Origin of the sequence: Streptomyces sp. NPDC091281, assembly GCF_044757425.1 — a bacterium.
In the GTDB taxonomy this organism is placed as follows: Bacteria; Actinomycetota; Actinomycetes; order Streptomycetales; family Streptomycetaceae; genus Streptomyces.
Genome location: NZ_JBIVUY010000011.1, coordinates 52872 through 67058, shown reverse-complemented (window position 1 = coordinate 67058; position 14187 = coordinate 52872). Strand labels below are relative to the sequence as shown.

The following is a 14187-nucleotide window of genomic DNA, read 5'->3' as shown; positions in this document are numbered from 1 at the left end:
TTTCGGCAACTCGGTGGGCACCATCCGGCGCCCCGCGCGCCCGGGGGAACCGATTCCCCGGGCGGTGAAGGCCACGTCCACCAGGAGACACAGTGAACGTCCGCATCGGAGTGGAAGAGGAATTCCACATCGTGGAGGTGGAGAGCGGGCTGCTCGTCCCGCGCGCCGCCCCGCTCCTGCGACGGCTCCCCCCGGACACCTTCACGTCCGAACTGCACCGCTCCACCGTCGAGTCCAACAGCGCCGTGCACAGCACCCTCGACGACCTGCACGCCGACCTCGCGCACACCCGGCGGCAGCTGGACTCCGCCGCCTCCTCCCTCGGGCTCGCGGTGCTCGCCGCGGGCACCGCGCCGCTCGCCCCGCCGGTCTCCGGCCGCCCCTCCGACGGCGCCCGCTACCACCGCATGGTCGAGGAGTACCGCCAGGTCGCCGAGGAACAGCTCATCTGCGGCGCCCAGGTCCACGTGGACGTGCCCGACCGCGACACCGCGGTCCGCGTCATGTGCGTCGTCTCGCCCTGGCTGCCCGCCCTCCTGGCCCTCTCCGCCAGCTCCCCCTTCTGGCAGGGCGCCGACACCGGCTACGCCAGCTGGCGCACCCTGCTCTGGCAGCGCTGGCCCACCTCCGGCCCCGCCGGGTGCTACGCCTCCGCCGACGAGTACGACACCGCCGTCCGCGACCTGGTCCGGGCCGGGGTCATCAGCGACGCCGGGATGATCTACCACGACGTCCGTCCCTCCGCCCACCAGGGCACCCTGGAACTGCGCATCAGCGACGCCTGCCCCCGCGCCGAGACGGTCGTGCTGACCGCCGCGCTCTTCCGCGCCCTGGTGACCGACGCCCAGGAGCGGCTGCGCACCGCGGGCGGCAGCGCCTGCCCGGGACGGCACGAGTGGCTGCGCGGCGCGACCTGGCGGGCGGCCCGCGCCGGTCTCGAAGGCACCCTCGTCGACCCGGACACCCGCCGCGAGAGGCCCGCCGCCGAGGTCCTCACCCGGCTGCTGGAGCGGCTGCGTCCCGCGCTGGAGGCCCACGGCGACTGGGACACCACTCGCGCCCTCCTCGCCGCGACCCTCGCCGAGGGCAGCGCGGCACGGCGGCTGCGCCGGGTCGCCGAGGAGGAGGACCTCCTCGCGTGCGTCGACACCCTGATCGCCGAGACCCGCGGCGAACGACGGCCGCCACGTCGCCGTGCGCCCGCCGGGCCCGGTCACCGCACCGCCTCCCGACCGGCCCTGTCCGCCCGTACGGCCGCCGCCCCCGGCGCGGGCGCCCCGACGCCCGGCGTTCCCGTCGCGGCACGGCAGGCCCTCCCGCACTGAGCCACGCCGCCCGTCCCCGCCGACGGCGCCCAGCGGCACGCCCCCCCGCACGTCCCCGAAAGGACAGCTCGTCATGCTCAGCACCACGGTCCCCACCGACTCCGCGCCCACGCACCGGCGCGGACCGGGCGCCGAACCCGAACCTGAACGCGGGCCCCTCGAACCGGCGCGGCCCCGCGTCGGCACCGGACCGGAGGGAGCCGTCGCCCCATGTGCGGTCTGAGCGGAGAGATACGGTTCGACGGCCGCCGTCCCGACCTCGCGGCCGTGGAGCGGATGGCCGACCGGCTCGCCGACCGCGGGCCCGACGGGCGCGGCACCTGGACCCGCGGCGCGGCCGCGCTCGCCCACCGGCGGCTGAAGATCATCGACCTGTCGGACCACGGCGCCCAGCCGATGACCGACGAACAGGGCGGACTCACCGGCGTGTTCAACGGCTGCGTCTACAACTACCGCGAACTGCGCGCGGAGCTGACCCGCCTCGGCCACCGCTTCACGTCCACCTCCGACACCGAGGTCGTGCTCAAGGCGTACCGGCAGTGGGGCACCGACTGCGTCGACCACTTCTACGGCATGTTCGCCTTCGCCCTCGTCGAACACCGCACCGGCCGCCTCGTCCTGGGCCGCGACCGCCTCGGCGTCAAGCCGCTCTACCTCGCGTCCGCGCCGGGCCGCCTGCGGTTCGCGTCCACGCTGCCCGCCCTCCTCGCCGCGGGCGACGTCGACACCTCGCTCGACCCGGTCGCCGTCCACCAGTACCTGAGCTGGCACGCCACCGTCGCCGCCCCGCGCACCGTCCTCACCGGCGTCCGCAAGCTCCCGCCCGCCACCGTCCGGGTCGTCGAACCCGACGGCACCCACCGCGACCACGTCTACTGGCAGCCGTCGTACACCCGCCGCCCCGAGCACGCCGGGATGGACGCCGACGACTGGCGGGACGCGCTGCTGGACGCGCTGCGCACCGCGGTCCGTCGGCGCATGGTGTCCGACGTGCAGGTCGGCGTCCTGCTCTCCGGGGGGCTCGACTCCAGCCTGATCGTGGCGCTCCTCGCCGAGCAGGGGCAGCGCGACCTGATGACGTTCAGCGTCGGCTTCGAGGCCGAGGGCGGTCAGGACGGCGACGAGTTCCACTACTCCGACCTGGTGGCCCGTGAGTACGACACCGTCCACCGCCGCCTGCTCGTCCCCTCCGACCGGGTGTCGACCGCGCTGGAGGGCGCCGTCGAGGCGATGAGCGAACCCATGATCAGCCACGACACTGTCGCCTTCCACCTGCTGTCGGAGCAGGTTTCCAAGGAGGTCAAGGTCGTCCAGAGCGGTCAGGGCGCCGACGAGGTCCTCGCGGGCTACCACTGGTACCCGGCGCTCGCCGACGTCCCCCGCGACCGGGAACCCGAGCAGTACGCCCGCGTCTATTTCGACCGCTCGCACGCCGACCTCGCCGCCGTCCTCCAGCCCGGCATGCTGGCCGACCACGACGTGTCGTCCCGCTTCGTCGCCGACCACATGGCGGTCCCCGGCGCCGAGACCGCCCTCGACGCGGCGCTCCGCCTCGACACGCACGTGATGCTGCCCGACGACCCGGTCAAGCGCGTCGACAACATGACCATGGCCTGGGGGCTGGAGGCGCGGGTGCCGTTCCTCGACCACGAACTGGTCGAACTGGCCGCGGCCTGCCCGCCCGACCTCAAACTCGCCGACGGCGGCAAGGGCGTCCTCAAGGCCGCCGGACGCCGGATCCTGCCCCGCGAGGTCGTCGACCGCCCCAAGGGCTACTTCCCCGTGCCCGCGATCACCCACATGGCGGGCCCCGTCCTGCACCGCGTCCGTGACGCGCTCCGAGCCCCCGAGGCGAAGCGCCGCGGCCTGTTCCGCCAGGACTACGTCGACACGCTGCTCGCGGACCCCGACGGGCACCGCACGCGGCGCGGCGCGAACGCGCTCTGGCAGGTGGCGCTGCTGGAGATCTGGCTCCAGACCCACGGGGTCGCGTGAGCGGCGGCACGGGCACCACGACCGGCGACCGGCCCGCCCCCGACCCGCCCGGCGCCCCCGCACCCCACCGCGCGGCGCCGAGCGGCACGTCGCCCGACGGACCGCGGCGCCGGACGCCGCCGGTCCCGGTCGCCGCCCCCGCCCCCCGCCCGCTCCCGGCCGCCGCGCCCTCCCTGCGCGCGCTCCCCGACGCGAGCGGCCCTCGCGACGCGACCACCCCGCTGCGCGCGCACGGCTGCTGGTACCCCTCCGCCGCACCGGACGGCACCGAGGCCGCGTACTTGTGCGACCGGGGCGGCGTGCCGCAACTGTGGGCCGGACCCGTCGACCGCGACGGCACCCACCTGCTGGACGCCACCGACGACCCGGTCAAGGAGGTCTCCTGGTCGCCCGACGGCCGCTGGATCGCGTACACCACCGCCCCCGGCGGCCGGGGCCTCACGCGCGTGCTGTGCGTCCGCCCCGACGGCACCGGGCGGCGCGTCCTCGCCGGGACCGACCGGGGCAGCTCCGCCCACCTCGGCTGCTGGACGCACGACGGCGCGGCCCTCGCCGTCACCGTCGCCGCGCCCCCCGGCGGCGTCCGCCCCGGCGGCCTCCTCGCCCCCGGCGGCGGCCCCGCCGACAGTGCGGGCACGGCCGACGGCGGCACCCTCTCCGCGTACCTCCTCGACCCCGACGGGCTCGCCTCGCCCGCCCTGCTCGCCACCGAGACGCACGCGGCGACCTTGCGCGTGTGCGACCTCAGCCGCGACGGGCGGCTCGTCCTACTCCGCCGGGGCCCGCGCGGACGCCGCGAGGCCGTCGTCCGGCGCACCGCCGACGGCACGGAGGCCTGCGTCGTCCCGGTCGCCGACGGCGACCCCTGGATCGGCCGCTTCGCACCGGACGCGCGCACCCTGTGGCTGCGCAGCGACGCGGGCCGCGAACACGCCGCCCTCCTCGCCGCGGCCCTCGCCCCCGACGGCACCCTGACGGGCGTCTCGGTGGCCGCCGAACGCCCCGGCTCCGCCCTCGACCTCCTCACCCTCGCCCACGACGACCGCACGGCCGCCCTGGTCTGGAACGAACAGGGCGCCAGCGCCCTCGAACTCGCCGACCTCCACCCCGCCGACCCGGCCGGCTACGCCCCCCGGCCCGCGACCGTCCTCACCGCCCCCGCCGACGACGTACGGCGCGCCGTCGACCTCCCGCACGAGGTCGTCACCCGCGTCGCCCCCGCCGGACCCGGCCGGCTCCTGCTCGCCCTGTCCGGCTCCCGCCGCCGCCCCGGCGTGTGGTGGCTCCACCAGGGCGTCTCCCTCCTGCGCACCCCGTGGACCGCCCGCGCCGAGGACACCGTCCCCGGCCGCCCCCCGGTCCGCCCCGTCCCCGTACGGTTCACGGCCCGCGACGGCCTGCCCCTCACCGGCTGGTACCACCGCGCCCCCGGCCGGGGGCCGCGCGACCCCGCGCCCTGCGTCGTGCACCTCCACGGCGGCCCCGAGGAACAGGAACGCCCCGTCCACAACTCCCTCTACCACGAGCTGACCGCGCGCGGCCTGGACGTCTTCGCCCCCGACGTGCGCGGCTCCGGCGGACACGGCCGCTCCTTCGTCGACGCCGACCTCGGCGCTGGACGCTTCGGCGCCCTGAACGACGTCGCCGACTGCGCCGCGCAGGCCGTCGCCGCGGGCCCCGCCGACCCCACCCGCCTCGCGGTCATGGGCCACTCCTACGGCGGCTACCTCACCTTCGCGTCCGTGGTGTGGCACCCGGACCTGTTCCGCACCGGGGTCGCCGTGTGCGGCATGTCCGACCTGCTGACGTTCTTCGCCGGTACGGAGCCCTGGCTCGCGGAGTCGGCGGCCCACAAGTACGGCCACCCCGACCGCGACCGGGACCTGCTGCGCGCGCTGTCCCCGATGACCCGGATCGACGCCCTGCGCGTGCCCGTGCTGGCCGTCCACGGCGAACACGACACCAACGTGCCGCCGGGGGAGTCGGAGCAGTTCGTCCGCGCGGCCCGCGAGCGCGGCGTCCCCGCCGAACTGCTCACCCTGCGCGACGAGGGCCACGACTTCCTCCGCGCGGACAGCCGCCGCCTGTTCCGCCGTACCGCGGCGGACTGGCTGGAACGCCACCTCACCCGCTGACCCCGGCCGCCGCGCCCCGGGGTCGGCGGGCCGTGGTTCCCCGGTTCATCGGCGCCGCCCGCAGGCGCGGCGGCCCGTCCGCTCCGCCCCCGTCCTCGCACTGCCCCACCTGTTCACCGGTCCCCGCTCTTACCCTTCGGTTCCTTGCGGAGCGCCTCGGGCTTGTGGACGGCCGTCCCGCCGGACTTCTCGCTCCGCACCTCGTACTGCGGTTCCTCTGGCGAGGCGTCGACCGTCCGCCCGGCGGCGCGCCCACGCCGGGTGAGCTTCCGCTTCACGGTGCCGATCGCCGTGCTCCCGTGGCTGCGCCAGCTCACGCGGTCACCCCGGCCGATTTTCCTGTGCTTCGCCATGCCGCTCTCCTGTTCGCGGGTCCGTGCTCCGTACGCCCTCTCTTTCCGAAGTACCCCTTTGATCAGTTTCATTGCTACTCACTGCTTTTTCGCCGCTTTTCGCGAAGTGGAGCCGGTGCGTCGGGACCGGGGTGCATGGGTCGCCCGTCTCTGGAAACACGCCGTGCGCACGCCCGCGCCCCCGCGGGCGACGCACCCCCACCGGAGGTCCCGATGTCACTCCCCGTCGCATCCGATCCGCTCGCCGACCTCTCCGCCGCGGGCGTGTCCGTCTGGCTGGACGACCTCTCCCGCGAACTGCTCGGGAGCGGAGAGCTGAAGCGGCTCATCGCGGACCGCCACGTCGTCGGCGTGACCACCAACCCCACGATCTTCGCCTCCGCCCTCACCCAGGGGGACCGCTACACCGGGCAACTGCGACGGCTCGGCGTCGACCGCACCTCCGTGGACGACGCCGTCCTCGCCCTCACCACCGACGACGTACGCGACGGCTGTGACGTCCTGCGCCCCGTGCACCGGCGGACCGGAGGGGCCGACGGGCGGGTCTCCATCGAGGTCGATCCCCGGCTCGCCCGCGACGCGGACGCCACGATCGCCCACGCCCGCAGGCTCTGGACGGCGGTCGACCGCCCGAACCTCCTCGTCAAGGTCCCCGCCACCCGCGAAGGACTGACCGCGATCACCGCCCTCGTCGCCCGCGGCATCAGCGTCAACGTCACCCTGATCTTCTCCCTGGACCGCTACCGCGCCGTCATGGACGCCTACCTCGACGGCCTGGAGCAGGCCCGGGACGCGGGCCGCGACCTCACCGGCATCCACTCGGTCGCCTCGTTCTTCGTCTCCCGCGTCGACACCGAGACCGACGCCCGCCTGGACGCCCTGGGCACCCCGGAAGCCCTGGCGCTCAAGGGCAGGACCGCGATCGCCAACGCCCGCCTCGCCTACCGGGCCCACCAGGAGCTTCTGGCGAGCCCCCGCTGGCAGGCCCTCGCGTCGGCGGGCGCCCGCCCCCAGCGGCCCCTGTGGGCCTCCACCGGCGTCAAGGACCCGGCCTGCCCCGACACGCTCTACGTGGCGGAACTCGCCCTCCCCGGCACCGTCGACACCATGCCCGGCACCACCCTGGCCGCCTACGCCGACCACGGCCGACTGCCCGAACCCGACGCCGCCCGCGACACCGCCGCCGAGGCCACCGAGCACTTCGCCGCGCTCGAGCGGGCCGGCGTCGACTTCGCCGACGTCACCGACACCCTCGAACGTGAGGGCCTGGCCAAGTTCGAGGCGAGCTGGTCCGAACTCGGCGATGCGGTGGAACAGGAGATGCGCGCGGGCGCCGACGAGGAGGCGGACCGCCTGCTCGCGATCTACCTCAACGACCACCTGACGGGCGCGGCGGGGGGCCTCGACCTCTTCCGCCGGGCGGCACGGGCCCACGAGGGCCGCGACGACGGGGCGGCGCTGGCCGACCTCGCCCGTCAGGTGGGCCGGGACCGCGACGCGCTCGCCCGGATCATGACCGGCCTCGACATCACCGTCCACCGCGCCAGGGTCACCCTCGGCCGCCTCGCCGAACGCGTCGGCCGCCTCAAGACCAACGGTCGCCTCGTCTCCCGCTCGCCCCTCAGCGACGTGCTCGAACTGGAAGCCATGCTCGTCGGCGTCCGCGGCAAGGCGGCGTGCTGGCGCACCCTGCGCGCCCTGGCCGACACCGACCCGAGGCTCTCCGCGGAGACCCTCGACACCCTCCTGGAACGCGCCGACCGGCAGGCCGACGTACTGGAGCGGCTGCGCCTGGCCGCCGCGACCCGTGTGCTCGCCCCCACGGGAGCGCCCGCGTGACCGCCCCCACCGCCCGCACCCCGGCGGGAGCGGACGACGAGCCGGGGGAGCCGACCAAGGGCTGGAGAAGCCGAGGCCACGGTCACCGCCAACACCCCCGTGACCCGTGCGGACCCGTTCCGGCCGGTTCGGTGCGGACCCTCACCCTGCCGGGCGTCTACGCCCCTCAGCACGACACGTACCTCCTGATTCAGCACGACACGTACCTCCTGATGCGGACGCCGGACCGCGAAGGCGTCGCGCCGGGCACCCGCGTGCTCGAACGGGAGACCGGCAGCGGCGCCTCGCCGTCCACGCCGCCGGAGCCGGAGCCAGGGTCACCGCCGTCGACGTGTCCCGCAGAGCCGTCCTCTGCGCCCGCCTCAACTCCGCCCTTCACGCCCGCCGCGTCACGGTGCGTCGACGCGACCTGGCACGCGTCGACGCCACCCTCGGCACACTGATCCGCGCGGGATACGACACGGAGGTCGTCGACCGGGAACTCGTCCCCCTTGGGCCGGTGCTGCGCTCGCGCCTGCCGTGGCTGCGCGAACGCGGCCTGATGAGCGCGGACCAGGACAAGGAGGAACTGGTCGTCTTCCGCGCCCGGCGACTCTGACCCGGGCACCTCACGGCCGGGTCCGGGACGGCGGGCTCAGCGGCGGGCGCGCCGACGGGCGATGAGCAGACCGAGGACGAGGCCGACCAGCAGGGTCAGCGTGAGGACGGTCCACAGCGGCAGCGTGACGTCGGAGACCCAGAGGCGGATGGTGACCGAGCCGGTGTTGGCGGCGATGAACCAGACGGCCAGCGCCGCCAGCACGAGGAAGCCGATCGTCCGCAGCCGCACGTCCCGCCCCTTGACCGTGAGCGTGGACGGCTCGTGCGTACCCGCCGTTTTCTGCGCCATGCGGTCAGTATGGGACGGGTGGACCCGGCGGGCGACTCGAAGCCACCCCGGCACAGCGACGGTGCGCGGACGTGCGCGGGCCGTTCGCGCGACCGGCGCCGAAGCGGTCCCCCGGGCGGACGGTTCACCGCTCCGGGTGCTCACCCCGGCGGGAAAACGGGTAGGCGACCGCTGGAGCGCACGAGACGGCGGAGGCGGCATGGACTGGCAGGAGTTCGCCCGGCAGATGGCGGGCATGGCCCGCGACCTGCTGGCCCAGGACTCGGTGGACGCGACCCTGGAGCGGATCACCGCGTCCGCGACCGAACTGGTCGAAGGGTGTGACGACGCGGGCGTGCTGATCCTGCGCGGGCGACGGGTGCAGAGCCTGGCCCCCACCAGTCACGTCGTCATCGAGAGCGACCGGCTTCAGGAACGTCTCCAGGAGGGCCCCTGCTTCGACGCCGCGCGCACCAAGAGCGGCGAACGCGTCTTCCGGCTGGCCGACTTCACCGCCGAGGAACAGCGCTGGCCCGGCTACGCACCCCCGGCCCGCGCCCTCGGGCTCGGCAGCATGATGGGCTTCCTGCTCTTCACCGACGACGAGGACTTCGGCGCGCTCAACCTCTACTCCCGCCGCACCGGCGCCTTCAACGACACCAGTGAGACCGCGGGCTGGCTGCTCGCCTCCCACGCGGCGGTCGCCCTCGCCAGCGCCCGCTCCCACGCCCAGATGGAGGAGGCCGTCGCCACCCGGCACATCATCGGCGAGGCCATGGGCATCCTCATGGGCGGCCACAAGCTCACCGAGGCACAGGCCTTCGACGTCCTTCGACGGTACTCCCAGGACAAGAACATCAAGCTGCGCGAGGTCGCCCGGCAGGTGTGCGAGAAAGGCGGCCTCACCTGACCTGCGGCTCCACGGCGCCCCGGCCGACGGGGTCCACCTGGGGACGACCCGGACCGGGCGGCCCCCCTGGCACACGGTTCGGACCAGGGGAACCTGGGCCGAACCGGCCCTCATGAGGACCGCCGCCGGTCCGGCTTGTCAGGGTGGGTCCCCCCCTCCTCGGGCTGCTACACACAGAGGGGCGCGCCGGGCCGGGCCGTCGCGCAGGCGCGCCGGGTGACGGACGATCAGGTCGGATGGGTGGACGCGCCTCCGGTCCCCGCGGTGAAGGGTGCAGGCGAGGAGTACGGGCGGCGCCGTCAGGTCGGCCCGCCGTGAGGAACCCTCCCCACCGCGCGGAAGACGTCGACGTGCGGCGCGCTCACGGCCGCGAGGACCGAGCCGAGGGCCGGACCGCGCAGCCGGTCGGCACCGCTGAACGACGACTCGCGCGGCCCGTTGCGCTGTCGCCGCCGCGGAACGCCCCGTGCGGTGTCCACGCTGCACGCACGGCGAGGCCACGCCCCAGGACGCGTTACCGGACGGGCCGGGTTTACCGGTGGCATCAGGGGGCACTCGAACAACGGTGCTTCGGACCGGAGGCGCAGGCCCAGCGGTTTCCCGCGGCCGGCGACGTCCGTCCCCTCGGCGCACAGTCGGTGAACGCTCCCGCTGCGGCGACTCTGAACGCCCCCTCCAGGTCCGGGCGGTTTCTACCGCGCGTGACCCGGAGTCCCAGCTCAGGAGCGACTCCCATGCCGACCGACCCGACTGCCGTACGCCCCGGCGTGCCGCCCGCCGCGCGTGGAGCGCTGCGACACACCCACGAAGACGCCCCCGACACGGTCGCTCTCTTCCACCGTCTGGCCCGCATGGATCCCGGCCCGGAACGGGACCGTCTGCGCGACGAGATCGTCGTCGCCTGGCTGCCCATGGCCCACCGCATAGCCGGGCGGTTCCGCGACCGCGGCGAAGCCGTCGACGACCTGCGCCAGGTCGCCGCTCTCGGCCTGGTCAAGGCCGTCGACCGCTTCGACCCGTCCCGCGGCGCCTTCGAGAGCTACGCCGTGCCCACCGTCACCGGCGAGGTCAAACGCCATTTCCGTGACCGGACCTGGGCGCTGCACGTGCCGCGCCGGGTGCAGGACCTGCGCAACCAGGTCCGAGTGGCCCGGCGCGAGCTGACCCAGCGGCCGGGCAGCCCCGAGCCCACTCCGGAAGCCGTCTCCGCTGTCACCGGCCTCACCGTCCGCGAGGTCGCGACGGGCATCGAGGCGCTGGACAGCTTCAGCACCCTCTCCCTCGACGCCGACCTGACCCGGGCCGACGGCAGGCACAGCCTCGCCGAGACCCTCGGCGCCGACGACCCGTCGTACGCGACCGTGGTCGACCGGGAGGCCGCCAGGGAGGGGCTGCGCAGGCTGCCCGAGCGGGAACGCACCATCCTGTACATGCGCTTCTTCGAGCACCGCACCCAGAGCAGTATCGCCGAGGAACTCGGTCTCTCGCAGATGCACGTCTCCCGCCTCATCAGCCGCAGTTGCGCCGACATACGCGCCGAGGCCCTGGCCGAGCCGGACCCGTCGCCGTCGACCGAGCGCCCCCGCCACTGAAACGTGCCCGCAGGCCCGCGCGCCCTTGACGCACCCCCGGCCTGCCGACGGAGCGACTCAGCCTTCGCCGCCGGCCGGATGCGCGGCGAGGGCGGCGGCGAGCGTCTCGTGGACCTCGAACACCATGTCCGCGCCCGTCAGGGCCAGGAGACGCCCCACCACGGGCGGGGCCGCCGCCAGGACGAACCGCGCGTCCGCCTCCAGCGCCCGACGGCGCAGCCGCAAAAGCGCGTTGTAGCCGGTCGAGTCGCAGAATTCGATCCCGGACAGGTCCACGACGACGAGAGGATGCCCGGCGAGCAGCCGCTCGGCCCGCGTGTAGAGGCCGCCTGCGGTGTGCAGGTCCAGGGCGCCCGCCGCGGCGACCACGACGCGGCCGCCGGAGCGTTCAGTGGTGGACAGCTGAAGGTCGGTGAGCGACATGGGGTGCTCCGCTGCGTGTGGGGGCCGACGGCGGGAAGGACTCCGTCAGCGCGCCGGGTACCCCCACCGGACAGGAGCGTGCCTACCGGGTCGCCCGCGTGTCCCAGGTCACGGCCGCCGTCGGGGGTCAGGTGGCGGGGAGGCGGGCGGCGAGGACGGCGATGTCGTCCTCGTGGTCGGTGGCCATACCTGAGAGGAGTTCGTCGCAGAAGACGTCGAGTGGTTCACGGGACAGGGCCGCCGCGTGCTGGCGCAGCCGGGTCAGTCCGACGTCGATCGGTTCCCCGCGCCGTTCGACGAGCCCGTCGGTGTAGAGCAGGAGGGTGGAGTGAGGGGGCAGGGTCCGGTCGGCGTGGGTGCGCGGCACGTCCGGGACGACGCCCAGGAGCATGCCCCGACCGCCGTCGAGGAAGTGGGTGTCTCCTTCACGGGTCACCAGAAGTGGGGGCACGTGTCCGGCGCTGGCGTACTTCAGCACGTACGCGCCGTCCTCGCTCTGGCTGACGAGGGCGTAGACACAGGTGGCCGTGGAGTACGGGTAGAGGGTGTGATGCGCCAGGTCGAGGCGGTGCAGAATCCTGCCCGGAGGTTCCGTCCGGTCGACGCCGATGCCGCGGAGCATGTTGCGCAGCTGGCTCATGGTGACCGCGGCGCGCAGGTCGTGGCCGGTGACATCACCGATGATCATCGTGGTGTCGCCGGTGGGGAGGACGAAGCTGTCGTACCAGTCCCCGCCGACCTCGGCGTTGGCGGCGGCGGGCGTGTAGCGGGCCGCCAACTGGAGGGGGCCGGTCTCGGGCAGGGTGGGCAGCAGGGAGCGCTGGAGGCGTTCGGCGATGCGCTGGGTCTCCCGGTGCAGTCGGGCGTTGTCCATCGCCAGGGCGATCCGGTGCGCCAGATCCTCCACCAGGGCGAGGTCCCCGTCGGTCAGCGGCGGCCGGTCGGCGCCGCGTGCCATCGTCAGCGCGCCGAGAACCTGCCGCCGCGAGCGCAGCGGGGCGACGACGGCGGTCCCGGCGTCGAACTGGTCGAACAGGCTCCCTTCCCGGGTGTGCCACGGGTCGTCGCTCCAGCCGGGCCCGGAGATGTCCGCGTGGGTCAGCAGGAGGGGGCCGGCGCCCCGCAGCACGCGGGCGAGCGGGCTGCGGGAGTCCTCGGGCAGCGGCGGCAGCGGTCCGGTGGGCCCGCCCACGGGCAGCAGACCCGGATCGCGGTGACGCGCGTGGACGCGGTGGGCCCGGCCCTCGTCGTCCAGCAGTTCCACCGCGCACCAGTCGGCGAGCTGGGGCACGACCGTACGGCACACCCGCTCCAGCCCCTTGCGTGTGTCGAGGGTGCTGGACAGGGCCGTCGTGGCCTCCGCGAGCAGGGTCAGCCGGTCCAGCGCCCGCTGCACCACCTCGTCCACCTCGAAGTCGTCCATGCCTCCCTTTTCCCCGAGCACATCCAGGGACACCTGCGTCGTTCACGTCCTGGGAGAAGGCGAAGCCGGCCAGAGGCAGAGCGTGGCCGCCACGGGGGCCGTGACCGCGCCGGGCGGCCCGTCCTGCTCCGTGCTCTTCGCGCCTCCGCCCCTCCGCCCCGCGTGGGGTGGCGCCGCGGCCTCGGTCAGGCCGCGGCGGGGTGGAGCAGGACCGGGGACTGCGCATCACGCGTGGGGCATTTTGTGCACGTTCCGGCCCCCTCCCAGTGCCCTGGTCGGCACAGGCATAACGCTGCCGCGCCCCTTCTTCGCGCGTCAGGTGCCGGTGCGGAGATGCGAGATCGACAGTCGTCGCGGGTTGTCGCGGGACGGGCGCAACCCCGAGGGCTCCACCGGGCCCAAGGAGGGGCGGAGAGGAAGGAAGAGCCGGGGCGGAGGCGGGAAGCCCTCGGAGCCGCCCGCCTCCGCTCGTCTCACGGGACGAAGATCTGGTCCAGCCGGTCGATCACGCCGTCGGCGCCCAGGTGGTACTTGAACACCAGCCCGCTGTCGGGGTGGGCGTCCAGCCAGTCGATGAACTCCTGGACGCCGATGGGCTGGTTGTCGGTGCTCGCCACGATCGGGTCGGTGACCGTGATGTCGGCCGCCTGGTCGAGCTGCTGGTAGATCTCCTTGCCGACCGGCTCGAAGGGCGGGCCGTCCGAATCCGGTGTCGGGCAGCCCCAGTTGCCGTACTTGACGATGAGCCCGAGCTGGCCGCCCTCGGGCGTGTAGCCGTAGACGGCGAACTCGTCGGGGGAGATGGGCATCTTGTGGTCGCAGTCGTCGCCCTCCCCGGCGACACCGCCCCCGCCGCCCTTCCCGCCGGAGGAGGCCGAAGCACCCGACGACGCGGACACCGACGCGGCGGGCTTCGCCGGAGCCCCCGAGGACTTCCCGCCCCCGCCGGAGCCGTTCCCGTCCTGTCCGCCGCCCGCATCCGTGCCCTTGCCCGCCGAGGGCGAGGCGCCCGCGCCGCTCGCGGAGGCGGTCGCCGCGGGCTGGCCCGCGCCCGGCGTACCCGCCGCCGCTCCGTCGTCACCGTTGCAGGCCGTCAGGCCGAGCACCAGCGCGCCCACGGCGCACACGGTCGTGACAGCCGTCCGCAGCGCGCGCGGTCTGTGCCGGTCCGTCGTTCTCGTCCGTGTCATGCCGGGCCCCCCTTTGCCGATCCGCCCCCGGCGGGTGCCCCGGGGCGCGGAGTGATCGTGTCCGCACGATGGTGGCGGGCGGGGCCGATTTCCGGCCAGCCCCGGAGGAACACGTGGCGAGGTCGTTGCGATCT

12 protein-coding genes and 1 pseudogene are annotated in these 14187 nt (G+C 74.7%); 7 read left to right on the top strand and 6 right to left on the bottom strand.

What is annotated here, in order from left to right; genetic code table 11:
- The first annotated feature begins 92 nt into the window (after nt 1–92).
- The 3 genes from ACIQPQ_RS26360 to ACIQPQ_RS26350 all read left to right on the top strand — a co-directional run bounded on the left by ACIQPQ_RS26360 (nt 93) and on the right by ACIQPQ_RS26350 (nt 5455).
- The gene (locus ACIQPQ_RS26360) at nt 93–1325 is read left to right on the top strand and encodes a glutamate--cysteine ligase (RefSeq protein ID WP_401308091.1); all 1233 of its coding nucleotides are present in this window, start codon (nt 93–95) and stop codon (nt 1323–1325) included.
- 210 nt (nt 1326–1535) lie between these two features.
- Nucleotides 1536–3320 carry an N-acetylglutaminylglutamine amidotransferase gene (locus tag ACIQPQ_RS26355; protein WP_401308088.1) on the top strand — a complete coding sequence of 595 codons (1785 nt, stop codon included), beginning with the start codon at nt 1536–1538 and terminating at the stop codon, nt 3318–3320.
- Nucleotides 3317–5455 (top strand): S9 family peptidase, encoded by a 2139-nt coding sequence (locus ACIQPQ_RS26350; protein WP_401308085.1) that lies wholly within the window; start codon nt 3317–3319, stop codon nt 5453–5455. Before ACIQPQ_RS26355 ends, ACIQPQ_RS26350 begins: the two co-directional genes overlap by 4 nt.
- A gap of 113 nt (nt 5456–5568) precedes the next feature.
- On the opposite strand, the gene ACIQPQ_RS26345 is transcribed toward ACIQPQ_RS26350, so the two are convergent.
- Nucleotides 5569–5808 (bottom strand): DUF2945 domain-containing protein, encoded by a 240-nt coding sequence (locus ACIQPQ_RS26345; RefSeq protein ID WP_401308082.1) that lies wholly within the window; start codon nt 5806–5808, stop codon nt 5569–5571.
- Between the two features lie 213 nt (nt 5809–6021).
- Here ACIQPQ_RS26345 and tal point away from each other — a divergent pair.
- Nucleotides 6022–7152: pseudogene (gene tal / locus ACIQPQ_RS26340) on the top strand (transaldolase); the annotation flags it as partial.
- Nucleotides 7153–7978: 826 nt separating this feature from the next.
- Complete coding sequence (locus ACIQPQ_RS26335) at nt 7979–8245, top strand: hypothetical protein (RefSeq protein ID WP_401308079.1); 267 nt, start codon at nt 7979–7981, stop codon at nt 8243–8245.
- A gap of 36 nt (nt 8246–8281) precedes the next feature.
- Here ACIQPQ_RS26335 and ACIQPQ_RS26330 read toward each other — a convergent pair whose 3' ends face one another.
- Nucleotides 8282–8536: a lipopolysaccharide assembly protein LapA domain-containing protein gene (locus ACIQPQ_RS26330; protein ID WP_383773395.1), complete on the bottom strand. Its 255-nt coding sequence runs from the start codon at nt 8534–8536 to the stop codon at nt 8282–8284.
- A 199-nt stretch (nt 8537–8735) separates the two neighbouring features.
- Between ACIQPQ_RS26330 and ACIQPQ_RS26325 the strand changes: the two genes are divergently transcribed.
- Nucleotides 8736–9425: a GAF and ANTAR domain-containing protein gene (locus tag ACIQPQ_RS26325; RefSeq protein WP_401308076.1), complete on the top strand. Its 690-nt coding sequence runs from the start codon at nt 8736–8738 to the stop codon at nt 9423–9425.
- Between the two features lie 299 nt (nt 9426–9724).
- On the opposite strand, the gene ACIQPQ_RS26320 is transcribed toward ACIQPQ_RS26325, so the two are convergent.
- Nucleotides 9725–9904 carry a hypothetical protein gene (locus ACIQPQ_RS26320; protein ID WP_401308073.1) on the bottom strand — a complete coding sequence of 60 codons (180 nt, stop codon included), beginning with the start codon at nt 9902–9904 and terminating at the stop codon, nt 9725–9727.
- 255 nt (nt 9905–10159) lie between these two features.
- Here ACIQPQ_RS26320 and ACIQPQ_RS26315 point away from each other — a divergent pair, with 255 nt between their 5' ends.
- On the top strand, nt 10160–11017 hold the full coding sequence (locus ACIQPQ_RS26315; protein ID WP_401308071.1) for a SigB/SigF/SigG family RNA polymerase sigma factor: 858 nt from the start codon (nt 10160–10162) through the stop codon (nt 11015–11017).
- Nucleotides 11018–11074: 57 nt separating this feature from the next.
- Here ACIQPQ_RS26315 and ACIQPQ_RS26310 read toward each other — a convergent pair whose 3' ends face one another.
- The 3 genes from ACIQPQ_RS26310 to ACIQPQ_RS26300 form a co-directional block, all read right to left on the bottom strand.
- Entirely contained in the window at nt 11075–11440 is a 366-nt protein-coding gene (locus ACIQPQ_RS26310; protein WP_401308068.1) for an STAS domain-containing protein, read from the bottom strand.
- A gap of 127 nt (nt 11441–11567) precedes the next feature.
- Nucleotides 11568–12863: a PP2C family protein-serine/threonine phosphatase gene (locus ACIQPQ_RS26305; protein WP_401308065.1), complete on the bottom strand. Its 1296-nt coding sequence runs from the start codon at nt 12861–12863 to the stop codon at nt 11568–11570.
- Nucleotides 12864–13336: 473 nt separating this feature from the next.
- Entirely contained in the window at nt 13337–14053 is a 717-nt protein-coding gene (locus tag ACIQPQ_RS26300) for a hypothetical protein (protein ID WP_401308062.1), read from the bottom strand.
- Nucleotides 14054–14187: the final 134 nt, after the last annotated feature.

Excerpts from the sequence above, each read along its gene's own strand:
- ACIQPQ_RS26330 (WP_383773395.1), bottom strand. The coding sequence starts at position 8,536 with ATGGCGCAGAAAACGGCGGGTACGCACGAGCCGTCCACGCTCACGGTC.
- ACIQPQ_RS26300 (WP_401308062.1), bottom strand. The coding sequence starts at position 14,053 with ATGACACGGACGAGAACGACGGACCGGCACAGACCGCGCGCGCTGCGG.
- ACIQPQ_RS26315 (WP_401308071.1), top strand. The coding sequence starts at position 10,160 with ATGCCGACCGACCCGACTGCCGTACGCCCCGGCGTGCCGCCCGCCGCG.
- ACIQPQ_RS26305 (WP_401308065.1), bottom strand. The coding sequence starts at position 12,863 with ATGGACGACTTCGAGGTGGACGAGGTGGTGCAGCGGGCGCTGGACCGG.
- ACIQPQ_RS26345 (WP_401308082.1), bottom strand. The coding sequence starts at position 5,808 with ATGGCGAAGCACAGGAAAATCGGCCGGGGTGACCGCGTGAGCTGGCGC.
- ACIQPQ_RS26325 (WP_401308076.1), top strand. The coding sequence starts at position 8,736 with ATGGACTGGCAGGAGTTCGCCCGGCAGATGGCGGGCATGGCCCGCGAC.
- ACIQPQ_RS26310 (WP_401308068.1), bottom strand. The coding sequence starts at position 11,440 with ATGTCGCTCACCGACCTTCAGCTGTCCACCACTGAACGCTCCGGCGGC.
- ACIQPQ_RS26355 (WP_401308088.1), top strand. The coding sequence starts at position 1,536 with ATGTGCGGTCTGAGCGGAGAGATACGGTTCGACGGCCGCCGTCCCGAC.